This window comes from Nioella sp., assembly GCF_965215655.1.
In the GTDB taxonomy this organism is placed as follows: domain Bacteria; phylum Pseudomonadota; class Alphaproteobacteria; order Rhodobacterales; family Rhodobacteraceae; genus Nioella.
The window spans coordinates 2,419,335-2,442,067 of the sequence record NZ_OZ244111.1; the positions used below are offsets into that span (position 1 = coordinate 2,419,335).

Consider the following 22,733-nt stretch of genomic DNA (forward strand, 5'->3'; position numbering starts at 1 on the left):
TCAGGTCCTTGCGTTTGAGCGACGGAAAAGCGGCTCGAACAGGCGCATGATCGCGCCGCCGGAGTAGCTGGCCACGGCGATGGCAAGCACAATGCCGATGATGATGCGCTGCCAGTAGGGATTGACCCCGAGAAGGTTGAAGCCGTTCGACATCATGCCGATGATCAGCGCGCCGCAGAGAGTACCGATTACGGTGCCCTTCCCCCCCATCAGAGACACGCCGCCGATCGCGGCTGCGGCGATGGCGTCGAGTTCCCAGCCAACGCCTGTGCGCACCGCTTCCCCGGACTGCATGCGGGCGACCAGCAGCAGCCCCGCGAATGCGGAAAGGAAGCCGCTGATGGCATAAGCAAGGACCTTGATCCGCGCGACATTGACGCCTGCAAGGCGTGCCGCTTCTTCATTGCCCCCGATTTGATACATCTGCCGTCCCGCTGAAGTGTAGCCGAGAAACAGCGCAGCGATGACACAGGCCGCAAGGAACAGCACGGCAGGGACGGGCAGCCCGAGGATGAAGCCATCTGCCAAAAGAAACAGTTCATCTGGCAAGGTGCCGAAAATGGGACGAGAGTCGGAGTAATCCATGGCGATCCCGCGCACGATCGCCATGCTGGAAATCGTCACGATGATCGGCTGGAAATTGAAGGCCGTGATGATGACGCCATTGGCGATCCCAACCGCGATCCCCGCCAGCAAGGCGAGGTGAATGCCCACGCTCGGCGGCAATGTTGCCGACAAGCCCGCAATCAGTACCGACGACAGCGCCACGACGGATCCGACTGACAGATCGAGGCCACCGACGATCAGGACAAAACACATGCCAAGGGCGACAAACCCAAGCAAAGACGCCTGCTTGACGATGTTGGACAAGTTGCCCGGATCCATGAAGGACGGCGCGACGAACCCGAAGACAACGGCCATGACGACCAGGACGGCGACAAATGGATATTTCTTGACAAGGTTCACCGTTCTTACTCCTGCACCGTGATTTGCCGGACAATGCCGTATTCGATGACGTCGAAGCTGAGTTCCACATCGAGGTCGAACTCGTAGGTTCCGGGCCGTCGCGCTTCGAGCGTTGCGGTAACTGTCGTGGGTTCTGTCAGGGCCGCGAAAGACCATGCCCGCCGACCCCAGAACTCCGCGACCGAACGGGGGTTCGGTTCGGCTCGGACAAGGTTGAAGCCGCGCCAGAATGGCAATGCGGTCATCAGGGAAAAGGTCGCCGCATGGCCTTCGTTCGGCTCCATCAGGATCGTGATCTCGAACCGATCACCCACCTGCACGCTTTGCGGCATGGAAATGCCATTCGAGCCGATGATGACAGGCGCGTTCTCTGGCAGTTCCGCGTCCTCCCCGGCCGCTGCGGCGGCCTGGAGCTGTTCGAGATGCCGCCGCGCCTCACGCGTGGCCTCGTCATCTGGGAAATGCTCTTCGAGCTGGCTGAACACGATCCCGAATGCCGCCCCGTCGCCGGATTCCTGAAGCATCAGCGCGTAGTTACGCAACACTTCGTAGCGATATTCCTCACCGATCGTGCCGCTCTCGATATCTGCCAAAAGCGCAGCATAGGTTTCGCTCGCCAACTCGAAATTGGCGCCCCCCCTGGCCGAATTTGCGATACCGATGCGTGACAGGATTGCGTATCCGCTCTCCGGGAAGCGGTCGATGACCTCTTGGTAGAGAGGGATCGCACGATGATACACACGCGTCAGTTCTAGGTTGTTGGCGCGCGTGTAAGGCGCTTTGGCCAGGTCAATCTGAAAGAGAGAGGGCGTCGTGGACCAGAGCGCCAAGTTGATCGCGACAAGCAAGGCCGCAACCCCACCGATGACCTTGATCATTGGCAGGGGGCCATAATCCCATCTCAGCGTTGGCCAGGACAGCGAGCGCAGGCCGCCGCGATCGCTGATCGCCTGCAAGATGACCGCAATAAGGATGATCGCGCCCTTCGCAACCTGCTGCCACGCCGGGCCGACCCCGAGAAGATTGAAGAGGTTTCCGACGATCCCGATGATCAGCGCACCGACGAACGCACCCCAGATCGAGCCGGACCCGCCCCGGATCGACGTTCCACCGATCACGACAGCGGCGATCGCGTCCAGTTCCCAGAAGATTCCGGCCTGACCAGGTTCGCCCGACTCCATCCGGCTGGTCAACACCAGGCCCGATATCCCGGCCAGAAGCGCACAGTAAAGGTAGGTCTTCATCTTGACCCAGGACACCTTCACGCCCGAAAGCCGTGCAGCCGTCTCGTTCGCACCGATTGCCGTGACCTCGCGCCCGAAGACGCGCCATCTCATCAGATACCACGTTACGAAGGCAGCGGTGACGAATACGACGGTCGGGATCGGCACGCCCAACAGCGTGCCTCGCGAGAGGAACAGGAAGAAGTCGGGGTAGTCCGCGTAGATGGGCTGGCCTCCCGTGAAAACGAGCCCAGCGCCACGCGCAACACTCATGAGAACAAGCGTCGCGACGAAAGGCTGCAATCCGAGCCAGCTTACCAACGCGCCATTTGCGAAGCCTACGGATGCGGCCACCACCAACGGAATTGCGATGAACAGGAGGAAATGGGCATCGCTGACCCAAAGACTTGCCGCGACAGCCCCCGTAAGGGCGACGACCGAACCAACGGAAAGGTCAATTCCGCCCCCGATGATCACCACGTTCATACCGATCGCGACGATCCCGATAAGCGATGCCGCCCTGACGACGTTGAAGATGTTCTCAGCCGTCCAGAAATGGGGCGACACAATCCCGGCCACGACGACGAGTATCGCCAGGATTACGAAATTGCCCCGGCTGACAAAGGAAATCACGTTCTGCATCATCGTGCGACCCCATGCGCGTCGGCATCAGCCGACTTCCCCATCGCGTTCAGCATGATCTGGTTAAGATCGAACGCCCCGCGCCGATAGCTTTCGGTCACTTTTCCCAAGTGCATACAAACGATCCGATCACAAACACGGATCAGTTCCTCGATCACCGAGGAGATCACGATCACGGACTTCCCCTGGGCCGTCAGGTCCCAGATAAGGTCGAAGATCGCCTCCTTGGCACCGATGTCGATGCCGCGTGTGGGTTCATCAAGCAGGAAGATATCCGTTCCCGCCCCCACCAGTTTGGCCAGCACGACCTTTTGCTGGTTACCGCCCGAAAGCGTTCCAACAGGCCGCTCGATCCCCGCATGTTTGACGAAGAGTTTCCGGCACAAGTCTTCTGCCTCTTTGGCTTCCCGGCGCAGGTTCAACCCTAAAGCGCCACTAAAACCGCCGAGGAATGGCAAGGTGACGTTCGTGCCGATAGGCATGGACAAGACCAGCCCCTGCGTCTTGCGGTCCTCGGGTGCGAGCCCGAGACCCAGGTCAAGCGCCTGCCTCGGGTTGGAAACGACGGCCAGTTTGCCGTTGATCGACAGATCGCCTTCCGAAATCCGGTCGGCCCCGAACAGCGCACGGACCAGTTCGGTCCGCCCCGCCCCCATCAACCCCGCGATGCCCAGGACTTCGCCCCTGTGCAACGTCAGGCTGACATTCTGCAGATCAGGCGGCCGCGACAGGTTTCTGGCCTCGAGGACGATTTCGTTCTGGTGGACGACGCCCCGATGCTTGCTCTCGTCGACCTCCACCTTGTGGCCCAACATCATCTCGACCAACTTCGCCTCGTCGATGTCTGCTGTCGCCGCCGCCCCGATGTAGTCGCCATCGCGCAAGACGATCAGGCGGTCGCAGATCTCGAAGATTTCGTGCAGGTGATGGGTGATCAGGATCACGGCAATCCCGTCGTTGCGCAGGCTTCGGACCAGGTCAAAGAGCCTGTCGACCTCCTCGCGCGACAAGGACGCAGTCGGTTCATCCATGATCAGAAGTCTGGATTTGCGCCGGGACGACTTCGCGATCTCGATCAGCTGCTGTTCGGCCACGCTGAGCTCGCCCGCCTTGGCATCCACGGATGCCTCCATGCCCAGCCGATCCAGAATTTCCCGCGCTTCCCTGCGCATCGCCTTCCAGTCCAAAATCCCGGACCGGCGCTGAAGATTGCCGAGAAATACGTTTTCGACCACTGACAACTCAGGAATGATCATCAGTTCCTGATAGATCGTGGAAATGCCCTGTGCCTGTGCATCCAGGGGACCTGAAAACTCGATCGCTTCCCCCTCCCAGAGCAGCGTGCCCGTATTGGGTTTTATCGCTCCGGACAGGATCTTCATGAGCGTTGATTTCCCGGCACCGTTCTCGCCGACCACGGCGACGACCTCGCCCGGTGCGATCTGGAAATCCACGCCTTTCAGAGCTTTGACACCAGGGTAGCTTTTACTGATGTCATTGGCTTCCAGCAGCCATTCCGCAGATCCGGCGGATGGGCCTTGAAGCGATGCGTTCTCGGTCATTTTGGTCCTATGGTCCCCTTGGCAACGAGATCATCGAGATGCTCATTGGAGATCCCGAGTTCTGTCAGCACTTCTTCGGTCTGGGCGCCAAGTTTCTGCGGAACCAGACGTATCGGTGCCACAACCCCATTGTAGCGCACCGGGTTGGCGACCAATGTGATTTTCTCGCCGTTCCAGGACTCGACCTCGACGAAATCGCCGTTGTGAAGCACCTGCGGGTCCTTGGCCAAGGCATCGTAGTCGTTGACCTCGGTATACCAGATATCACGCGCTTCCAGAATCTGGGCCCATTCATGAAACGGCTTCGTCTTGAGACGTTCCGCGAACACCGCCGAGATTTCCTCGCGGCGCGCAAAGGCCTCTTCCTGGGTGATATTGAATGTCTCTGCCAATCCGATGGCCTCCAGCATCACACCGAGATTTCCGAGCGACAGCCCGATATAGCGGTCGGCGGTCGCGTAGATGCCGTAGGGCGCCTCGTGGTACCAGCTGCCCACGCTTGCGGGTTGTTGGGTGCTTACCGGTCGCTCCCCATTGAAGTAACACACCAGCGATTCAGCTTGCAGGTTCAGCGCGGCCGAGAACAGGTTGACGTCCACGCGCCCCCCCTCTCCGGTTCTGGCCTTCTTGACCAGAGCCCCGAGAATGCCCGCCGCGTAGATCATCGCCCCGTGCTGGTCGATTGCGGAGGTGCCGATCAGTCGGGGCACTTCTCCCTGCTTGCCGGTGATCCAGGCCATCCCGGACAGGGATTGCGCGATCATGTCCTGCCCCGGGCGGTTGACGTAGGGACCGTCGGCGCCAAAGCCGCTGGCGGATGCAAAGATCAGACCAGGGTTGATCTTCTTCAGTTCCTCATACCCCAGGCCCAGCTTTTCCATGACCCCGGGCCGGAAATTTTCTGCCACCACATCCGCGGTTTCGATCAGCTTTTTGGCAATCTCGACCGCCTCGGGCGATTTGAGATCGAGGCAGATGCTCTTCTTGTTGCGGTTGGCGACCAGTTCAAGCGTCGTTTCGCCACCAGCTCGCTTGGAGTTCTGACCGCCCCAATGCCGCTGAAATGCACCCTTGGGCGGTTCGATCGCGATGATCTCGGCCCCGAGATCTCCAAGAAACTGAACACCCAAGGGCCCCATCAGGAAATGGTTGAAACTGACGACCCGGATTCCTTCTAGCTGCATTCTGTTTTCCTTCTCCGATCACTTCGCCTGAGTTTCATTCGTCTGTGAATTCTGCGGGTCGTTTCTCAAAAAACGCCGCCATGCCCTCTTTCTGATCACGTGTCGTGAAGGCCAACGCGATGTTGCGGCGTTCGCGCTCCAACCCGGCCGAGAGCGGCAATTCTTCCGCCGCACGAACGGCATCCTTTGCCAGGCCAAGCGCCTTGGAGGAATGACGGGCGACGAGCATTGCCAATTCAACCGCTCGGTCATCAGAGCGCCCTTCCTCTGTCACCTCGTTGACGAGCCCCAGACGCCGTGCCTCCTCGGCGTCGATCAGGTCGCCCGTCAGTATCATCTGCATAGCCGCGTATTTTCCGATCCGCCGGGGCAGCCTTTGCGTGGCGCCATCACCGGGGATGTGTCCGAGCTTAACCTCTGGCTGGCCAAATCTGGCGCGGGCGGATGCAATAATCATGTCACATAGCATTGCCAGCTCGTGACCACCTCCCAGACAGATCCCGTCCACGGATGCGATCAGCGGCAGGCGCGTGGTCTCCAAAACCTGCCAGTCTTCTGCCCGCTTCCTGTTCTGGATCGCATCTATACCAGCGTCACGCATTTCGGAAACGTCAGCTCCGGCAGAGAACAGCCCATCACCGCCCGACAGAACCACGCACCGGCAACCTTTTTCGGCTTCACAGGCGCGAATATGGTCCGCCAGTTCTGCGAGCATCTTGTTGCTCAGGGCGTTGCGCTTCGACGGGCGGTTCAGCCTAAGGCGTACGACACCCTTTGCCGGCGCGTCGCGAAGCACCGCGACATCGTTGAGGGAGGACATGTTGATACCACCTGGATAAAGTGTAGGGCCGCATAGGCCCCGAACGGGTCGGGGCCTATGCTCGACTCCGCGAACTTACCGCACGTACTGCGAGTCCGGATCGTAGAAGTCTTCCACGTTTTCAGGTGTGATCACCGGTGTTTCCGTGATGATCCGACGCGGAACTTCCTGCCCCTGCAGGACGCGAAGCGCCATGTCGAGACCAAGCGCGCCACCGGTGGCGTAGATGGCCGTCGCCTGCAGCCAGCCTTCCTGGATGGCTTCGAAGGCCTCACGCTGCCCATCCACGCCGACAAGGAAGACATCGCCCGGCTCATAGCCGGCTTCGCGCAGGACGTTGATCGCCCCCAGGATCATGGGGTCGTTGTGCGCGTAGATCACCTGGAATTCACCACGGTAGCGGGTCAGCCAGTCTTCCATGATCGGGATGGCGGGTGCGAGGTCATAGTTCGCCGGTTGCGCGTCCAGGCGCACGATTCCGTCTGCCCCCTCGATCTGAGACGCAAAGCCTTCATGACGCTGAATGGTCGGCGTCGCCCCGGGGATCCCCTCCAGCTCGAGATAGGCGAATTCGTCGCCCATCTGCTCGCGGGTGTAGCGGCCCAGTTCCTCGCCAATTTGCAGATTGTTGCCGCCAATAAATACATTGTAGCCTTCGCCAACGATCTCACGATCGAGAACCACAAGCGGGATTCCGGCCGCATTGATGGCCTCCACCGCCGGCACAAGAGCCTGCGCTTCGCGCGGGCTCATCATGATAAGATCCACGCCACGCGAAATCAGATCTTCGATATCCGCGATCTGGCGCTCGTTCGAGCCGCCCGCATCGGTATAGATGAACTCTTCCACCAGATCCGGATACTGACCAGCCTGCGCTTCGGCAGAGGTCACCATATACGCACGCCAGGGGTGATCCATGGTGTCCTGGCTGAAACCGATGGTCCATGGCGGCGCGCCATAGGGGTATTCTTGCGCTATCGCGCCCGATGCCAGCCCAAGTCCGACCGCTGCGGCCGGTACCAAGGACAGAATGCTCCGTCGATTAATCATGCTTTCCTCCCTTTCAACTCTCCAGTTTTCGCCCTGTCAGTTCGCTCGAAGAACACGTGTGGTGACACTCCTCCCACCCCGAACGCGACTGACGAAGGCGAATCGACCTGACGCACCAAACGTATCATCCGATATTTTTTAGTCAATATTTTACTAATGTCTTTAATTCATCCCCACAAACGCCCATCGCAGCAAGCGCGACGAGAGCCCGCCCATCGACCCAGCGCAGCGCTTTGATCAATAGAATCACAACAACAGCGCGGACCGCCTTCACCCTGCAAATCCAAGCTGAACAACGCTCCGGGCGCTGCACCGAGACCCCGGAAAAGCAGGGAATCCGTGCAGATTGGGCGGAGGATTGGTGTAGATTGAATTAATTATTTACTAAATTCTTGCGCGTGTGAGATCCAAGGGATATAGATATTTTCAACCCGCATGGAGGAGGCTGGTTTTCAATGTATGACTATATCATCGTCGGCGCCGGATCGGCCGGCTGTGTGCTCGCCAACCGACTGAGCGCCGATCCGAGCAACAAAGTCCTTCTTCTGGAGGCTGGCGGGCCGGACAGGGATCCCATGATCCACATGCCCGGCGGCTTCGCCTTGCTTCAGAAGCCGAGCGTAAACTACTGCTATGCAACTGCGCCACAGAAACACCTGAACAACAGGGAGCTTTGGTTCCCGCTTGGAAAGACGCTCGGCGGGTCGAGCTCCATCAACGGCATGATCTACATTCGCGGCCAAAGGGAAGATTACGACAGTTGGGCCGAGGCCGGAAACTCTGGCTGGTCATATGAGAACGTCCTTCCCTATTTCCGCCGTGCCGAAAACAACGATACGATCGCAGACGAGTATCATGGCACCGACGGGCCCCTTCACGTCTCGAACCAAAGATCGCCACATATCATCTGCAAGGACTACATCCGCGCAGCACAACAGGCCGGTCACAAGCTGAACCCGGATTTCAACGGTGATGATCAGTTGGGAACGGGTCTGTACCAGGTCACGCAGCATAATGGACGCCGCGCTTCTGCAGCAGTCTGCTATCTGCATCCGGTTATGAACCGTCCGAACCTGACGGTCATAACGCGCGCGCAGAGCAAACGCGTCATCTTGGAAAACCGCCGCGCCGTCGGGGTGGAATACATCAAGGGCGGCAAGGTCGAGATTGCCCGCTGTGATCGCGAGATCCTGCTTTCATCCGGCAGCATCGGCACCGCGAAACTGCTGCTTCTGTCTGGGATCGGGCCGACAGATGAGCTGACGCAGTACGGCATCGACATGCAGTATCACATGGACGGCGTCGGCAAGAACTACCAGGATCACCTGAACACATACGTTGTCTGTGATCTTGAAAAACCAATCTCTTACGACGGCCAGCACAAGTTTCCGAAGAATATCAAACACGGGATACAGTACGCGCTCTACCGTACCGGGGCTCCAACCTCTCCCGTGGCCGAAGGCGGGTGCTTCATTGACGTAAATGGAACAGGTCGCGCCGACCTTCAGACGCATATCCTCCCCGCCTATGTCGTGAACGGTGCGCGCACCCATGTCCCCGGCCACGGATTGACCATCAACACTTGCAACATGCGGCCAACAAGTCGCGGGCAAGTGACCCTGCGATCTGCCGATCCGAACGATATGCCGTCCATCGACCCGAACTATCTTGATACGGAGTACGACCGGCACATGTCCATTCAGGCCGTCCGGCATGTTCGCGAGATCCTGGCGCAGCCCGCGATCGCACAACACATCAAGCGGGAACGCTACCCTAGCGCCGAGGCGACCACCGATGAACAGATCCTTGCATACGCCCGCGAATTCGCCTCTGTCGACTACCACCCGGTCGGCACCTGCAAGATGGGAACTGACGACATGGCCGTGGTCGACCCGGAACTGAGGGTTCACGGGCTGGAGGGTTTGCGCGTTTGCGACAACTCCATCATGCCATTCCTGAACAGCGGCAATACCAATGCCCCTGCGATCATGATTGGCGAGAAGGCTGCGGCGATGATCCTCGGCGAACCACCCCTTTACCAGAAAGTCCCGAAGCGGACTTTCTTCCCAGTCGCTCAGACGGCCTGATCGGGAGACCTTGATGACAGGTTCAAAGAAAGTAACCCTTAAGGACGTCGCGGAAATGGCCGGCGTGTCGCCCGCGACGGTCTCGCTGGTCGTGCAGGGCAAAGGCAACCTGAAGGACGAGACGCGCGAAAGCGTTCTCAGAACCATCGAGGAAACGGGCTACTCCCGAAAAGCACCCTCGACCCGAAAGGTGCAGGGCGCCCAGTTTGCATTGGTCGTCGATGACATCGCAAACCCGTATTTTCACGCGCTCTATGAAGGGCTGGACAAGGTTCTCGCTGATGCCGGTGCCTGCACCTCCATCCTCTCCACGCATGACTCCATTGCGCGCCAGCGCCAGCTTTTGCACGATCTCTGGGAGTCCGGTATTGCGGGCGTTGTTCTGGTGCCTGCAACCGGAACGACGTACCTAGATCTCCAAGAGTTCGAGAACCGCAGACGCCCGCTCCTGATGGCCGTTCGCCGTATAGGCCAGTCTCCGTTCGATTACGTTGGCGCCAACCCGATGGTCGGCATGCAGCTTGCGACGGAGCACCTTGCCGCGCTAGGGCATGAGAAAATCGGCTTTATTGGCGGGTATCAGAAAAACTTCGCATATTCTGAACGCTATGCAGGATTTGCATCGTCACTTATGAGCCACGGCTTGGAACTCGATCCTACGCTCATTCGCAATGGCGGCTCGACCCGCGCGTTCGGCTACTCTGCTGCGCGCGACGTGCTTGCGGCGAAGAACCACCCGACCGCGTTGATTGGATACAACGACCTCGTCGCGATCGGAATCATGGACGCGGTCGTCGCGTCCGGCCTCAGGGTCGGCAAGGATATCGCGGTAATCGGATACGATGACATTCCTGAAGCAGCCTTGCAGCCAGTGCCACTGACCTCTGTTGCGACGCCTGCAGAGAAGCTCGGCGAAATGGTGGGGCAGGCATTGCAGAGCTGGTCGCTGGACCGGAGCAGCGGCAGCCCTCTCGACATCACCTACCCCCCTCGATTGATCGTTCGCGAGAGCTGCGGGGCCTCTATTGAGACGGAGAACAGGAGCTGATGACGATGGCAAGAACCCTGTCAGACGGCACTTGGCTGAATCCCCCTCGTGCCTGGGATATGCGCGAAGGCGTATTGACCCTCTCGACCTTGCCCAAAACAGACTTCTGGCGCGAAACACATTACGGGTTCATCCGCGATGACGGGCACTTCTGGCAGGTGCCGGCACCAGAGGCATTCACCGCAACCCTGTCTTTCGAGGGCCAATACGAAACGCTCTACGATCAGGCGGGGCTGATGCTGCGGGTCGATGCGGAAAACTGGATCAAGTGCGGGATCGAGCACTCGGACGGGATGACCAATTTCTCAATCGTCGTGACTCGCGGAAGATCAGACTGGTCCGTCGTGGGTCAACCGCTCATCTCCGGCCTTCAAACGGTTCGCCTGACCGCCCGAAACAACGCGATCATCGCGCATTTCATGTCGGCTGACGGGGCATGGCAGCTTATGCGCGTCGCAGATTTTCCAACGGCTACGGGCGCGATGATCGGCCCGATGGCGTGTTCGCCCGAACGGGGGGGCTTCAAGGCCCGCTTTCACGCTCTGAATATCACATCACCAATAGAAAATCCGTTGCACGGATAAACAGGGAAGACGTCACCATGTCCAACACCGTCCCAACGCATATCGCGGCCGCGCTCGACCTCATCGCCAAGAAGACCCTTGAGGACGAGACCACGATCGGCTCCGCATTCCCCTATGTCACCCATCCCGATGGCTCTTGGGACACGATGTCTGTCAGCATTTCCGCTGGATATACCGGTGAAAACTGGAGCCATGGCAACTGGTTTTGCGGCTTCTGGGTCGGGCTGCTTCTGACCAGCTATCTGCATACCCGCGACGAAAAGTACCTCCAACTTGCCGCTGACCGCATGGTTCTGGTCGAGGAACGCGCAAGCGACGGAAACACCCATGATATCGGGTTCATCTTTCTGAGCTCCGCCATGCCGTTCTACCGGATCACAGGCGACGAACGCCATCGCGCAACCGCCCTGCGGGCCGCCGACAAACTACGCTCACGCCTCGTCGTCACACAGCGCGGATCCTACGTGTCTTCCTGGGGGCCGATGACCGACCCGCGCGGACGCGCAGCATCGGCGATTGATACCATGGCCAATATCCCGCTGCTCTACTGGGCCGCGAAAGAGGCTGACGATGCCAGTTTCCGGCTTGCCGCGGAAGAACACGCCAAGATGACGATGCTGTCCTTCAACCGCCCAGACAATACCCAGTATCATGCCGTGGAATACGACACCACGACTGGAGAACGTCTTCGCGGCTACACCTATCAGGGCGCGCATGATGAGAGCTACTGGTCCCGTGGCACCGGTTGGGCCGTCATGGGCCTTGCTGTCACCGCAGCGAATTCCAGCAAAGTGGACTATCTCAGCCAGGCTATCGCAATCTCCGAGAAATGGTTCGAAGCTCTCGGAGACAAGCCCGTGCCGCCCTATGACTTCGATGCAACCGGCGACAATGTCCCGGAGGACTCGGCCGCCAGCGCAATCATGGCTGCGGGGCTGCTGGACCTTGCCGATCTTCACCCCGATGAGGCCGTCGCCGCAGTATGGCGCGCGAAAGCCGAATGGCTGGTCGAGGGCCTGTGCGGAGACTACCTTGCTACCGAAGACTGCCATCGCGGAATTCTGAAACATGGCTGCTATTCGGAACCGCACAAGATAGGCCCGGATGCTGCTGTGATGTTCGGCGACTACTTCTTCGCGGAAGCGCTCGCCAGACTCGCTTTCCCAGGAATGTTTATCGAGAAATACGATCGCTTGAAGTAAGCTGCCCCTGCCATCCGGCGCGGTATATCGGTTCCGACCCCCTGACCTGTCCCCCGGCGGTCCCTCGATTATAACGAGAGTCTGCAGGTTTGATTTTGATAATCATGGGTTTCGGTTTGGGCAAGCGCGCCGGGGGCTGAGCCCTCAAATTGCTCAAGCGCTCGGCCCGCTTGCAGTGGCGTCTGGTTTCCAAGCGATGAGTGCGACCAGACGGCGTTGTAGTCATATCGCCAAAGGGCCAGCTTTCTTCGCGCATCATCGAGGCTTTCGAATATCTCCTCATTCAAGAGCTCGTCGCGCAGACTGCCGTTGAACGACTCGATGAAGGCATTCTGCTACGGTTTCCCAGGGTCGATGTAATGCCACGGCACATCGTTCTGGTCGGCCCATCTCAGGATGGCCCGGCTTGTGAACTCCGTCCCGTTTTCACTGACGATGCAACCTGGTTTTCAGTAGACCCGCACCGACGCGTCCAGCTCGCGGGCGACACGAGCTCCCGAGATACTGGTGTCAGCCATCAGGCGCAGGTTTTCGCGGCAGCAATCGTTGATCACCGCCAGAATGCGGAACTTGCGTGAAGCACCGAAGCTGTCCGACAGAAAATCCAGCGACCAGCGCGCATTTGCGCGCGCCGCCTCCGAAGCTTCTTGCGCATAACAGGCTGCCCCGCTGCATCTGCCCCGTGGACCTGAAACACATGCTTCGCCAGATCGAGCCCGACCATGACAATCTCCGACATGATCGTCCTCCTTTGTGGATCATCGCAGACCCACTTTGGAACATCGATGCCGTCGGGTGGGCCGGTCACATCATCAAGGCCCACTGCAAAGCATCGCCACAAAACAGGGAAGGTGGTTATGGAGGTGGACTAAAATACTCTTTTTATAAAAATGTCTAATATTATAAGTTATTTAGAGCATTTCTATGGTGCGGGTGGAGGGACTTGAACCCCCACGCCTTGCGGCGCCAGAACCTAAATCTGGTGCGTCTACCAATTTCGCCACACCCGCACGATCCGCAGGCAGTCGCCTGACAGTGGCGGGTCTTTAGCAAAGGCCCGCGCCAGTGGCGAGAGGGATTTTGCGGGTTTTTGGGGGTTTCGCTTCGAGAAAGCCCTTGGGTCGGCCCCAGCCTTTGCATTAACCTGCCGGAAAGACATGGCGAGGTAGCATCGCCGGGACTGAGCAGGAATTGGCATGACGGATCTGAGAGACGGGTCTCCGACCGGGGAAGCGACGCAGAGACAGCTTTCCGGCGCGATGCTGCCGCCGGGGACGGAGATTCTGACACTGGCCGGCGCATTGCCCGCAGAGGCGCTCTATCCCGGCGACCGGGTGATCACACGCGACGCGGGCGCGCAGGGTCTGCGACGGATCTTCCGCCATGACGTGCCTGAGGAGATGCGCTTCGTCTTCATTCGCAAGGATGCGCTCGGTGGCAAGCCTGTGCGCGATCTGCTGCTGCCTGCCGACCAGAAGATCCTGCTGCGCGACTGGCGGGCACAGGCGCTATTCGGCACGCCGGCCGCACGGGTGCCACTGTCGCGGCTTGTCGATGGCGAGGTCATCTGCTGGAGCGATGCGCGCCCCGAAGCCCTGCTGACCCTGCAATTCGACCGCGCCCACGTGCTGTATGCCGACGGGCTCGAGGTGATCAGCGCGGCGCAGGACATCGCCCAGGTCTGAGAGCAGGGGCAAGCCGCCTTCCGCAGACCCGCCCCGGGGACGTATGCCGGGGTGGAACGGGATCACGCCATCGTTTGCAGGCTGCGGAAGAGACCCGGCAACTGATCCGCCAGATCTTCCGCGATGAGACCCGGGCCGAAAAGACGTGCGGCTTCCGCATGGAGCCAGGCCGCGGTTTCCGCGGCGCGTTTCGGGGGGAACCGGCGGGCAAGCAGGCCGGTGAGGAAACCTGCCAGCACATCGCCAGATCCGGCTGTCGCCAACCAGGGTGCCGCGCGATCATAGGCGGCGGCGTGGATTGACGCCTGACCGTTCGGCGCCGCGATGACCGTGTCCGGCCCCTTGAGCAGCACCGTGCAGCCCGCTCGCGCGGCCGCCTCTCGTGTTGCGTCGATCTTTGAATAGGCGGGGCCGGCCATGGGCGCAGAGCTCAACCTTGCCGCGATATCGGGGAAAAGCCGGGCGAACTCACCGCCATGGGGGGTTAGAACACAAGCCTCATGCAGCTGCGCGAACAGCGCGTCCGGATCCTGTGCAAATGCGCTCAGCGCATCCGCGTCCAGCACCGTCCCGCGCCGGGCCGCAAGTGCCTGCGCCACCAGATCGCGGGTGCCCTGCCCCAGCCCCAGCCCCGGTCCGACACACAGGGCGTTCAGGCGTGCATCGGTCAGCAGATCGGCCAGTCCTTCGGCCCCCTCGCATTTGCGCAGCATGATCGCGGTCAGCTGGCAGGCACATTCCATCATGGCAGAGCCTGGCGCCGCCACGGTGACCAACCCGGCCCCGATGCGCAATGCGCCACGGGCTGCCAGACGGGCCGCGCCTGAATGGCCCATCGGGCCGGACAACACCAGCGCATGACCGTGATCATATTTGTGTCCCCCTTGTCGCTTCGCCAGATCGCGGGGCGAGGTGACGAGGGTCGCAAGCGGGCCAAGCCGCACCCCAGCCGGGGCCGGGCGACGGGGTGGGATCGCGGCCCGAGGGGCCAGCCCGATATCGGCGACCGCAACCGCCCCGCAGGCCGCCGGGCCGCTGGCCAGGTAGTGCCCCGGCCGGGCACGGTGGAAAGTCACCGTGAGGTCGGCATTTGGCAGACCGGCCTCGCTATCAACCAGCACGCGGCCGCTGTCCATGCACAGCCCCGTGGGGCTATCGACGGCAAGTTTGCGACAGTTTCGCCCGCGATTCCCCATGCCGATCACCATGGGCGAAACGATCTCATGTGGCACCGGCCGGGTCAGGCCCGCGCCGAACACCGCATCGACCACCAGATCGGCCCGCGCCCCGGCAATCGCCTCGCCATCCCAGGGCCGTACCTCGCCAAGGGCCTGCCAACGGCTGCAATTCAGCGCGGCATCCGGCGGCAAGCGGTCGGGATCGCCGAAAAGATGCAGCGCGACCGACCAGCCCGCCTGATGCAGCAGCCGGGCAATGACGAACCCGTCGCCGCCATTATTGCCGGGACCACAGAGCACCAGCGCCCGGAACGACCCCGCCCGAAGCTCGGGCCAATGCGCCAGTAGCGCCGCGACAACCCCTGCCCCGGCGCGCTCCATCAGCTCTTGTCCGGTGACCGGACCGGCCTCCATCGCGGCGGTTTCCAGGCTCCGCATCTGTGCGGCGGTCAGCAACTCGGTCATGCCGGTATGGCCCCTTGGCGATCATGAGTTTTCACAGTGCACAATTTTTATGCGCATTGCGTTTGTTTTGGGCGGTCGCTGCGGAATCCCGGACGGCAAGCCCCCCTGTGTCACGCTACCCGATTGCGACCCCATCGGGAAAGTGGTGTCACGGGCCTGCAATACTCGGGCCAGAGGAGTCGGCAGACATGAAAAAGATCGAAGCCATCATCAAGCCGTTCAAACTGGACGAGGTGAAAGAGGCCCTTCAGGAGATTGGCATCCAGGGCCTCAGCGTCACCGAGGTCAAGGGTTTCGGACGTCAGAAAGGCCATACCGAGCTGTATCGCGGCGCGGAATATGTGGTCGACTTCCTGCCCAAGGTGAAAATCGACGTTGTCCTGTCCGATGACATGGTTGACGGCGCGATCGAAGCGATCGTGGACGCAGCCAAGACCGACAAGATCGGCGACGGCAAGATTTTCGTCTCGTCCGTCGAACAGGCGATCCGCATCCGCACGGGCGAAAGCGGCGAAGACGCTCTCTGAGCGGCGCTTTCCCCTTATCAACAGTCAACTACTCTCAAGGACACTTGGACATGAGCAACGAAAACGTTCTGAACCTGATCCGTGAAGAAGATATCGAATATGTCGATATCCGCTTCACCGACCCGCGCGGCAAGCTGCAGCACGTCACCGTGATGGCCGATCAGGTCGATGAGGACTTCCTCGAAGAAGGGTTCATGTTCGACGGCTCCTCCATCGCTGGCTGGAAGTCCATCGAACAGTCGGACATGAAGCTGATGCCCGACACTGACAGCGCCTATATCGACCCGTTCTACGCGGAAAAGACGCTCTGCATCCACTGCACCGTGGTCGAGCCCGACACCGGCGAACCATATTCCCGCGACCCGCGCGGCACCGCGCAGAAGGCCGAAGCCTACCTGATCTCCTCGGGCATCGGCGACACTTCCTATTTCGGTCCCGAAGCGGAGTTTTTCCTGTTCGACGACGTACGCTTCTCGGTCGAGATGAACAAGGTCTCCTTCGAGGTCGACGCCCAGGACGCCGCCTGGAACTCGGACAGCGAATACGAGATGGGCAACATGGGCCACCGTCCGGGCATCAAGGGTGGCTACTTCCCCGTGAACCCGACCGACGCGGCACAGGATCTGCGGTCTGAAATGCTGTCCACCATGAAGCGCATCGGCATGAAGGTCGACAAGCACCACCACGAGGTGGCGTCCTGTCAGCACGAGCTTGGCCTGATCTTCGGCTCGCTCACCAAGCAGGCAGACGAGCTGCAGAAATACAAATACGTGATCCACAACGTGGCCCACGCCTACGGCAAATCCGCCACCTTCATGCCGAAGCCGATCTCTGGCGACAACGGCACCGGCATGCATGTGAACATGTCGATCTGGAAGGACGGCAAGCCGCTGTTTGCGGGTGACAAATATGCAGACCTGTCGGATGAGGCGCTGTATTTCATCGGCGGCATCCTGAAGCACGCCAAGACGCTCAACGCCTTCACCAACCCGTCCACCAACTCCTACAAGCGCCTGATCCCCGGTTTTGAAGCCCCGGTTCTGCGTGCGTATTCGGCCCGCAACCGCTCTGGCTGCGTCCGTATCCCGTGGGCGGAATCGCCGAAGGCCAAGCGCGTCGAGGCCCGTTTCCCCGATCCGGCGGCAAACCCCTACCTGTGCTTCGCGGCCCTGCTGATGGCTGGTCTCGACGGCATCGAGAACAAGATCCATCCGGGCGAAGCGTCCGACAAGGACCTCTACGACCTGCCGCCCGAGGAACTGGCCGGCATCCCGACCGTCTGCGCCAGCTTGCGCGAAGCCCTGGAAAACCTGGAAGCCGATCACGACTTCCTGCTGAAAGGTGACGTGTTCACCAAGGACCAGATCGAGGGCTACCTGGAGCTGAAGTGGGACGAGGTCTACGCCTTCGAACACTGCCCGCACCCGATCGAGTACAAGATGTACTACAGCTGCTGATCGCGGCAGACAGAACAACGGAAAAGGGCGCCGGCGTGGCGCCCTTTTGCTGTTCCGGCCCCGCCCCGGGAATTGCATTTTGACAGGCCAGCGGTACGGGCCTACCCTTGGAGTATTGAGTTTCACGTCTTGACCAGAGGATTGCCCATGAGACGCATGTTTGCCGCCACCGCCGTAGCCATTTCACTCGCCGCCCCGGCCCATGCCCAGATGTTGGGCAACACCCCCCAGGATATCATGAGTGTCGCGCAAGGTTTCGGCCCGGCACAGATGGAAGCCTCGAACAACGGTCAGCCGATGATGACCGGCACCATCGAGGGCAACAACTATGGCATCCTGATGTATGGATGCGACGATGGGGCCTGCGATTCCCTTCAGTTCTTCGCGACCTTCACAACGGAACGCAACGGGTTGACCCTGCTCAACCAGTGGAACGAGGATCAGCGGTTCGGCGCAGCCTATGTGGCCCGCAGCGGCAGCGTAATCCTGCATTGGAGCGTCAACATAGACTTCGGCGTCACCCGGCAGAACTTTGCAGACAGTTTCGACATCTGGCGGCTGACTCTGGCGGAGTTCAACAGCCACCTGACGCAGTGACACCCGAACACAAAGGGAGATCAGAGATGATGCGTATCTGGATTGCAGGGCTGACCCTGCTGGCGACACCGCTGTCGGCACAGACCGCGCCGGGGGATTTGCTGGGTCAGGCGATGCTGCTTGGCCCGGCCCGGATGGAGGATGCGGGCGGCAGCCTGACCATCTTCGGCGAGGCTGGACCCGCAAGCTATGTCGCCATGGCATCCGGTCCCGATTGCAGCAGCAGCGGCAGCAATTGCAGCACGCTCAGCTTTCAGGCCGTGGCCCCGCCGCCTTCGGGTGGCGACGCCGCAGCAGACTGGCAGGCCGCCGGTCTGGGGGGCAGCATCAGCGTCGGCGGTGACGGCTGGCTTGTGCTGAGCCACAGCGCCTCTGCCGCCGATCCTGCCGCCGCGTTTCAGGCCTGGGGGGCGTTGATGCAGGAATTCAGCGCCCGGTTCGGAAACTGAAGGATCGCGGCCCGGTCAGGGCCGCTTTCCCCTCTGGCCCTATGGGCAGGACTGGAACACACCATCCACCGGCACCGTGGTCCAGCAGATGATGCCGCCCCAGTGGAACCCGCCCGCGCCTTGCATGTCGCGCACTTCGAACCAGGGGTAGCCGTTCATCATCACGCCGGTATTGGAGACGATCATCAGGTCTTCACCTTCCGCGAAGCTGCCGAACCGGTCATATTCCATGCCCGGCCCCACGCGCACATTGCCGCCCCAGGATCGCGCCTGAACCGGGAAGGCCCCGCCGCCCGCGCTGATCGTCTGGCAGACCAGCATCATGTCCTCGACCCGAAGCTCCGCCATATTGCCCTGCCCGCGCAATTCCATTTCCGGCCCGACATATCGAAAGCCCGATCCTGTGGGGGCGGCTGTCAGCAGCGTGGCCGGACTGGTGGCGCCACCGCCAGAGTCCATGCCCATGGCAAACCGGGCCTCTGCCCGGTCGGACATGGCCGGGTCGATCGTGACGATGTAGCTGCCATCGCCAAGCGGACCGCAGTCGAACTGGGTTTGTGCAGCCGCTGGCAGGGCCAGCATCACCAACGCTGCAACGAACGGGGTCAAGCGCATTCAAAATGTCCTTTCAAATTATTGATCGCAGGAGGGCAGCGCACTCTCCAGCGGTTCGAAACCGGGACAAAGGTCTCCGCCCCAAACAAACCCGGCCGGCCCGGTCGGGTCGTAGAGCTCAAACCAGGCATATCCGTCCGTCTCCTCCTCCGAGCGGGACTGGAGGTAGAGCCGGGTTCCCGGTGCAATCTCACCCAAAGCCGGATGATCCGGCCCGGGACCCGCATGCAGGTTTCCCCCGTTGGCACGCGCCAAAGCCGGGTAATCACCGCGCGGGTGATCCTGTGGCAGTTCAAGCATCGTACAGGGGATGATCATATCCCCTATCTGCAACCCCGTATCCTCGGCCGCGAGGTCCAGCGAAATATCACCCGCGTGATAGCGGATCTCACCCGCGGCAGTCTCACCGATCCACAGCATGTCATGGTCACGCCGCGCGCCGTCATGGGCGGGGGGATAGAGAAACCGTGCCTCGGTTTGATTGGGCGACATCGGCCCCACCCGGATATAGGGGGGCGCTTGGTCATCGGTGATGCAGAAGAAATAGACGCGCGGGAAGGCCGCGGCGGGGCTGGCCAGCGCCATGGCTGCGGCCAGCACGGCAAATCGAAACATGGTGAAATTCCTTTTCCGTCATAAAACACGGAAAAATTTGCGCCGGAACCGGGTCCCGGCGCAAGGAATTTCTGCCCTATTCAGTGGCTTCACCATCTTCGTCCGCACCCTCTTCGGGTTGCGGCTCCGGCTCGGCAGAGATGCCATCCTCGGGCGCACAGGGCCCGGCGCGCAGGTCATTGATCGTGGCCAGCGCCGCATCGGCGGCCTCCGGGTCCAGGGTGATCTGCATCGGCGCGACCAGCGGATAGATCAGCTCGCCCCGGTCGCCGCGCATCTGCAGCACATGGGTGCGGGCCATGACGGGACCGAAATTGCCAAGCACCGCATCGGCCGAGAACATCCGCTGCGCGCGGGTGCGCAGGGTGCGCGCCCCGTTGATCGCGTCGGGGTTTTCCTGATCGCCCTGTTCGGCGGCAGCGGTGCGCATATCCGAGAAGATGCCGCCAGCGGTCTGGATCGCCTCCCACGCGGATTGCGAGGGCATCAGCATCACGCGGGTGTGGCCATTCACCGTATCTTCGGCGGGAAGGATGCCGGTCAGCGGATCAAGGTCGCGCAGATCCATGCGCAGCACCTGAACGCCGACGGGGCCGCCCATGGAATAGCCCTGGTTGGTCATCAGCGTCTGCACGATCCGGCAGCCCTGAAGCTCCAGTTCGATGGCGGTGTATTCCCCGGTCTCCTCGTTCACGATGACGCCGGGAGACGCAGCGCGGATCGCCAGTTCCTCGGGCGTGGGCTCCTGCTGAGCGAAGGCAGGTGCAGAGGTCAGAGACAGAAGGGCAATGGACAGATAAAAACGGGGCCGGAGCATAAGGGATCTCTCCTGTTAGAAAGGCGCGGCGGCACAATGGCACGCAGCGCCCGAGGGCGCCAGCACCAATGCACCGAATAAACGATAGAAATAGGTCAGAGACGGGTCATCCGGCTGGCCAGCCGGGTTGCCTGACGCGCGCGCTGCGTGTTGCGCTGGATGGCCTGTCGCTGATCGGGGGTCATCTGGTCGTCATCGCGGGCGCCGAAGGCGGCATTCACCCCGGCATCGACGCCGCGATTGATCACGCGCCTGAGCAGGCGGTTGAGGATCATGTTGATGATACGGTCCATGGGTCTGCCTCGAATCTGGTTGTTTTGTTCAGTCTGGCACGATTCCATGGCAGAATTGGGGCAATCAGGACTTTCAGGGTCCGAACATGTCCTCCTGTCCCGGTCCTGGGTCCAGCGCATCGTCTTCTCCGTCGTCATCGGGGCCGGGGAACATGCCGGGCGGAGGGCGGTTGTCCAGAAGGCCCGCTTCGCGCAACTCTTTCAGGCCCGGCAGGTCGCGGGTGGTTTCCAGACCGAAATGATCGAGGAACTGGGGCGTCACAACGTATGTCACAGGCCGGCCCGGCGTCATCTTGCGACGGCCGAAGCGAATCCATTCCATCTCGATCAGCTGGTCGATGGTGCCCCGGCTGACGGACACGCCCCGGATTTCCTCGATCTCGGCGCGGGTACAGGGCTGATGGTAGGCGATGATGGCCAGCGTTTCGATGGCCGCCCGGCTGAGCTTGCGGGTTTCCACCGTCTCGCGGCTCATCAGGAACGAGAGGTCGGGCGCGGTGCGAATGGCCCAGGCATCGCCCACGCGGGCAACGTTGACCCCCCTGCCCTGATAGCGGCGGCGCAGCAGCACCATGGCCTCTGCCGCATCGCAGCCATGGGGCATGCGATCCTGCATGGCGCGGGTGGTCAGCGGCTCGCTCGACGCAAAGAGCATCGCCTCGACCATGCGTTCCTGTTCCGCGAGCGGCGGAGCCTGGAAGAGGCTTTCCTCCTGCGTGTCCTCTACGGGTTCGTCCTGCTCGATATCCGGGTCCTCAGCGGTCATCGGGGCCTCTTGGTCTGAGTTGGATCGGCGCGAATGTCTCGGTCTGGCGCAGGGTCGCTTTGCCCGCCTTCACAAGTTCCAGAGAAGCGGCGAATGTGGAGGCAGTGGCCGAGCGCCGCTTGATCGGATCGCGCCGCCAACCGTCGGGTATGAACGTCGAGATATCGACCCAATCGCCGGAAAAGCCGATCATGGAGCGCATCCGCTCCAGCGCCTCTTCCATCGTGAAAATCGAGTCGCGGTCCAGCACGAAGGGGCGGAAATCATCGCGGGTGCGGGTGCGGGCATAGGCCTGCATCAGGTCCAGCAGTGAGGCGGAATAGGTAACCTTTCGAGCGGTTTCCACCCGCTCCGGCAGGCCGCGCATGAAGCGGTCCTTGCCAAGCTGATCGCGCGCCATGATCCGCGCGGCGCGGTCGCGCATGGCTTGCAGACGTTCAAGCTGGAAGGCCAGATGCGCGGCCAGTTCCTCGCCCGTCGGGCCCTCTTCGGACGGATCGGGGGGCAGCAGCAGCCGGGATTTGAGGAAGGCGAGCCAGGCGGCCATGACAAGGTAATCGGCGGCCAGTTCAATGCGCAGGGACCGGGCCTTTTCGACGAAGGCCAGGTATTGCTCGGCCAGTTTCAGAACCGAGATCTTGCGCAGGTCCACCTTTTGCGTGCGGCTCAGCGTCAAGAGCACGTCGAGCGGGCCTTCAAACCCGTCCACATCGACAATCAAAGCCTCCGCCGCGCGCCGTTCGGCGACGGTTTCCCAAAGGTCCTCTGGCTGGCGGTCTGTGCTGTCTGACATCAGGACGGGTCCATGGTGAAGGAGGACAAAGTCCCGGCATGGCAGGGGAATGTCAAGATCGGGCATGGGGCGCGACGACGCGATTTCGCAATCGCGTTTTCTGTCGGA

General features: G+C 61.1%; 22 protein-coding genes, 1 tRNA gene and 2 pseudogenes. 9 read left to right on the forward strand and 16 right to left on the reverse strand.

What is annotated here, in order from left to right; all coding sequences use genetic code 11:
• The 6 genes from ACOOEX_RS12080 to ACOOEX_RS12105 all read right to left on the reverse strand — a co-directional run bounded on the left by ACOOEX_RS12080 (position 1) and on the right by ACOOEX_RS12105 (position 7,447).
• Positions 1–966, reverse strand: a complete 966-nt coding sequence (locus ACOOEX_RS12080) for an ABC transporter permease (protein ID WP_420395065.1) — start codon at positions 964–966, stop codon at positions 1–3.
• Positions 967–971: 5 nt separating this feature from the next.
• On the reverse strand, positions 972–2,834 hold the full coding sequence (locus tag ACOOEX_RS12085) for an ABC transporter permease subunit (RefSeq protein ID WP_420395066.1): 1,863 nt from the start codon (positions 2,832–2,834) through the stop codon (positions 972–974).
• A complete protein-coding gene (locus ACOOEX_RS12090; RefSeq protein WP_420395067.1) occupies positions 2,831–4,393 on the reverse strand; it encodes a sugar ABC transporter ATP-binding protein in 1,563 nt (520 codons plus the stop codon). Before ACOOEX_RS12090 ends, ACOOEX_RS12085 begins: the two co-directional genes overlap by 4 nt.
• Complete coding sequence (locus ACOOEX_RS12095; protein ID WP_420395068.1) at positions 4,390–5,577, reverse strand: CaiB/BaiF CoA transferase family protein; 1,188 nt, start codon at positions 5,575–5,577, stop codon at positions 4,390–4,392. Before ACOOEX_RS12095 ends, ACOOEX_RS12090 begins: the two co-directional genes overlap by 4 nt.
• 34 nt (positions 5,578–5,611) lie before the next feature.
• Positions 5,612–6,397 (reverse strand): enoyl-CoA hydratase-related protein, encoded by a 786-nt coding sequence (locus tag ACOOEX_RS12100; RefSeq protein ID WP_420395069.1) that lies wholly within the window; start codon positions 6,395–6,397, stop codon positions 5,612–5,614.
• Positions 6,398–6,472: 75 nt separating this feature from the next.
• A complete protein-coding gene (locus ACOOEX_RS12105; protein WP_127562864.1) occupies positions 6,473–7,447 on the reverse strand; it encodes a substrate-binding domain-containing protein in 975 nt (324 codons plus the stop codon).
• A gap of 455 nt (positions 7,448–7,902) precedes the next feature.
• Here ACOOEX_RS12105 and ACOOEX_RS12110 point away from each other — a divergent pair, with 455 nt between their 5' ends.
• Genes ACOOEX_RS12110 through ACOOEX_RS12125 form a run of 4 tightly spaced genes read left to right on the forward strand, consistent with a single transcriptional unit; the run spans position 7,903 to position 12,368 of the window.
• A complete protein-coding gene (locus tag ACOOEX_RS12110; protein ID WP_420395070.1) occupies positions 7,903–9,534 on the forward strand; it encodes a GMC family oxidoreductase in 1,632 nt (543 codons plus the stop codon).
• 13 nt (positions 9,535–9,547) lie between these two features.
• A complete protein-coding gene (locus ACOOEX_RS12115) occupies positions 9,548–10,582 on the forward strand; it encodes a LacI family DNA-binding transcriptional regulator (protein ID WP_127562866.1) in 1,035 nt (344 codons plus the stop codon).
• The gene (locus ACOOEX_RS12120; protein ID WP_420395071.1) at positions 10,582–11,166 is read left to right on the forward strand and encodes a DUF1349 domain-containing protein; all 585 of its coding nucleotides are present in this window, start codon (positions 10,582–10,584) and stop codon (positions 11,164–11,166) included. Before ACOOEX_RS12115 ends, ACOOEX_RS12120 begins: the two co-directional genes overlap by 1 nt.
• Before the next feature lie 17 nt (positions 11,167–11,183).
• Entirely contained in the window at positions 11,184–12,368 is a 1,185-nt protein-coding gene (locus tag ACOOEX_RS12125; protein ID WP_420395072.1) for a glycoside hydrolase family 88 protein, read from the forward strand.
• A 68-nt stretch (positions 12,369–12,436) separates the two neighbouring features.
• Here ACOOEX_RS12125 and ACOOEX_RS12130 read toward each other — a convergent pair.
• From ACOOEX_RS12130 to ACOOEX_RS12140, 3 genes and pseudogenes are all read right to left on the reverse strand, one after another.
• Positions 12,437–13,003: pseudogene (locus ACOOEX_RS12130) on the reverse strand (integrase core domain-containing protein); the annotation flags it as partial.
• Positions 12,999–13,107, reverse strand: a pseudogene (locus ACOOEX_RS12135) (IS110 family transposase); the annotation flags it as partial. The pseudogenes ACOOEX_RS12130 and ACOOEX_RS12135, both read right to left, overlap by 5 nt.
• A gap of 186 nt (positions 13,108–13,293) precedes the next feature.
• Positions 13,294–13,378 (reverse strand) — tRNA-Leu (locus ACOOEX_RS12140).
• Positions 13,379–13,564: 186 nt separating this feature from the next.
• On the opposite strand from ACOOEX_RS12140, the gene ACOOEX_RS12145 reads away from it, so the two are divergent.
• Entirely contained in the window at positions 13,565–14,053 is a 489-nt protein-coding gene (locus ACOOEX_RS12145) for a Hint domain-containing protein (RefSeq protein ID WP_420395073.1), read from the forward strand.
• Between the two features lie 62 nt (positions 14,054–14,115).
• Here ACOOEX_RS12145 and ACOOEX_RS12150 read toward each other — a convergent pair whose 3' ends face one another.
• Positions 14,116–15,696, reverse strand: coding sequence for an NAD(P)H-hydrate dehydratase (locus ACOOEX_RS12150; protein ID WP_420395074.1), 1,581 nt, complete (start codon positions 15,694–15,696; stop codon positions 14,116–14,118).
• A gap of 188 nt (positions 15,697–15,884) precedes the next feature.
• Between ACOOEX_RS12150 and ACOOEX_RS12155 the strand changes: the two genes are divergently transcribed.
• The 4 genes from ACOOEX_RS12155 to ACOOEX_RS12170 all read left to right on the forward strand — a co-directional run bounded on the left by ACOOEX_RS12155 (position 15,885) and on the right by ACOOEX_RS12170 (position 18,726).
• Positions 15,885–16,223 (forward strand): P-II family nitrogen regulator, encoded by a 339-nt coding sequence (locus ACOOEX_RS12155; RefSeq protein ID WP_127560277.1) that lies wholly within the window; start codon positions 15,885–15,887, stop codon positions 16,221–16,223.
• 50 nt (positions 16,224–16,273) lie between these two features.
• Positions 16,274–17,680 (forward strand): type I glutamate--ammonia ligase, encoded by a 1,407-nt coding sequence (gene glnA / locus ACOOEX_RS12160; RefSeq protein ID WP_071692064.1) that lies wholly within the window; start codon positions 16,274–16,276, stop codon positions 17,678–17,680.
• Between the two features lie 147 nt (positions 17,681–17,827).
• Positions 17,828–18,277 (forward strand): YbjN domain-containing protein, encoded by a 450-nt coding sequence (locus ACOOEX_RS12165; RefSeq protein ID WP_420395075.1) that lies wholly within the window; start codon positions 17,828–17,830, stop codon positions 18,275–18,277.
• Positions 18,278–18,303: 26 nt separating this feature from the next.
• On the forward strand, positions 18,304–18,726 hold the full coding sequence (locus ACOOEX_RS12170) for a hypothetical protein (protein WP_420395076.1): 423 nt from the start codon (positions 18,304–18,306) through the stop codon (positions 18,724–18,726).
• A 39-nt stretch (positions 18,727–18,765) separates the two neighbouring features.
• Here the strand turns inward: ACOOEX_RS12170 and ACOOEX_RS12175 are convergent, their stop codons facing one another.
• The 6 genes from ACOOEX_RS12175 to ACOOEX_RS12200 all read right to left on the reverse strand — a co-directional run bounded on the left by ACOOEX_RS12175 (position 18,766) and on the right by ACOOEX_RS12200 (position 22,625).
• Positions 18,766–19,341 carry a hypothetical protein gene (locus ACOOEX_RS12175; protein ID WP_420395077.1) on the reverse strand — a complete coding sequence of 192 codons (576 nt, stop codon included), beginning with the start codon at positions 19,339–19,341 and terminating at the stop codon, positions 18,766–18,768.
• 18 nt (positions 19,342–19,359) lie between these two features.
• Complete coding sequence (locus ACOOEX_RS12180; RefSeq protein ID WP_420395078.1) at positions 19,360–19,956, reverse strand: SH3 domain-containing protein; 597 nt, start codon at positions 19,954–19,956, stop codon at positions 19,360–19,362.
• 76 nt (positions 19,957–20,032) lie between these two features.
• Positions 20,033–20,773, reverse strand: coding sequence for a hypothetical protein (locus ACOOEX_RS12185; RefSeq protein WP_420395079.1), 741 nt, complete (start codon positions 20,771–20,773; stop codon positions 20,033–20,035).
• A 95-nt stretch (positions 20,774–20,868) separates the two neighbouring features.
• Positions 20,869–21,066 (reverse strand): hypothetical protein, encoded by a 198-nt coding sequence (locus ACOOEX_RS12190; RefSeq protein WP_420395080.1) that lies wholly within the window; start codon positions 21,064–21,066, stop codon positions 20,869–20,871.
• A 73-nt stretch (positions 21,067–21,139) separates the two neighbouring features.
• Entirely contained in the window at positions 21,140–21,832 is a 693-nt protein-coding gene (gene scpB / locus ACOOEX_RS12195) for an SMC-Scp complex subunit ScpB (protein WP_420395081.1), read from the reverse strand.
• Positions 21,822–22,625: a segregation and condensation protein A gene (locus ACOOEX_RS12200; protein WP_420395082.1), complete on the reverse strand. Its 804-nt coding sequence runs from the start codon at positions 22,623–22,625 to the stop codon at positions 21,822–21,824. The genes scpB and ACOOEX_RS12200 overlap by 11 nt, the downstream gene beginning before the upstream one ends.
• Positions 22,626–22,733 lie beyond the last annotated feature (108 nt).

Coding starts and splice junctions, on each gene's coding strand:
- ACOOEX_RS12100 (WP_420395069.1), bottom strand. CDS start 6,397: ATGTCCTCCCTCAACGATGTCGCGGTGCTTCGCGACGCGCCGGCAAAG.
- ACOOEX_RS12145 (WP_420395073.1), top strand. CDS start 13,565: ATGACGGATCTGAGAGACGGGTCTCCGACCGGGGAAGCGACGCAGAGA.
- ACOOEX_RS12115 (WP_127562866.1), top strand. CDS start 9,548: ATGACAGGTTCAAAGAAAGTAACCCTTAAGGACGTCGCGGAAATGGCC.
- ACOOEX_RS12095 (WP_420395068.1), bottom strand. CDS start 5,577: ATGCAGCTAGAAGGAATCCGGGTCGTCAGTTTCAACCATTTCCTGATG.
- ACOOEX_RS12125 (WP_420395072.1), top strand. CDS start 11,184: ATGTCCAACACCGTCCCAACGCATATCGCGGCCGCGCTCGACCTCATC.
- ACOOEX_RS12190 (WP_420395080.1), bottom strand. CDS start 21,066: ATGGACCGTATCATCAACATGATCCTCAACCGCCTGCTCAGGCGCGTG.
- ACOOEX_RS12180 (WP_420395078.1), bottom strand. CDS start 19,956: ATGTTTCGATTTGCCGTGCTGGCCGCAGCCATGGCGCTGGCCAGCCCC.
- ACOOEX_RS12155 (WP_127560277.1), top strand. CDS start 15,885: ATGAAAAAGATCGAAGCCATCATCAAGCCGTTCAAACTGGACGAGGTG.
- ACOOEX_RS12175 (WP_420395077.1), bottom strand. CDS start 19,341: ATGCGCTTGACCCCGTTCGTTGCAGCGTTGGTGATGCTGGCCCTGCCA.
- ACOOEX_RS12150 (WP_420395074.1), bottom strand. CDS start 15,696: ATGACCGAGTTGCTGACCGCCGCACAGATGCGGAGCCTGGAAACCGCC.
- ACOOEX_RS12165 (WP_420395075.1), top strand. CDS start 17,828: ATGAGACGCATGTTTGCCGCCACCGCCGTAGCCATTTCACTCGCCGCC.
- ACOOEX_RS12200 (WP_420395082.1), bottom strand. CDS start 22,625: ATGTCAGACAGCACAGACCGCCAGCCAGAGGACCTTTGGGAAACCGTC.
- ACOOEX_RS12185 (WP_420395079.1), bottom strand. CDS start 20,773: ATGCTCCGGCCCCGTTTTTATCTGTCCATTGCCCTTCTGTCTCTGACC.
- ACOOEX_RS12085 (WP_420395066.1), bottom strand. CDS start 2,834: ATGATGCAGAACGTGATTTCCTTTGTCAGCCGGGGCAATTTCGTAATC.
- ACOOEX_RS12090 (WP_420395067.1), bottom strand. CDS start 4,393: ATGACCGAGAACGCATCGCTTCAAGGCCCATCCGCCGGATCTGCGGAA.
- scpB (WP_420395081.1), bottom strand. CDS start 21,832: ATGACCGCTGAGGACCCGGATATCGAGCAGGACGAACCCGTAGAGGAC.
- ACOOEX_RS12170 (WP_420395076.1), top strand. CDS start 18,304: ATGATGCGTATCTGGATTGCAGGGCTGACCCTGCTGGCGACACCGCTG.
- glnA (WP_071692064.1), top strand. CDS start 16,274: ATGAGCAACGAAAACGTTCTGAACCTGATCCGTGAAGAAGATATCGAA.
- ACOOEX_RS12110 (WP_420395070.1), top strand. CDS start 7,903: ATGTATGACTATATCATCGTCGGCGCCGGATCGGCCGGCTGTGTGCTC.
- ACOOEX_RS12120 (WP_420395071.1), top strand. CDS start 10,582: ATGACGATGGCAAGAACCCTGTCAGACGGCACTTGGCTGAATCCCCCT.
- ACOOEX_RS12105 (WP_127562864.1), bottom strand. CDS start 7,447: ATGATTAATCGACGGAGCATTCTGTCCTTGGTACCGGCCGCAGCGGTC.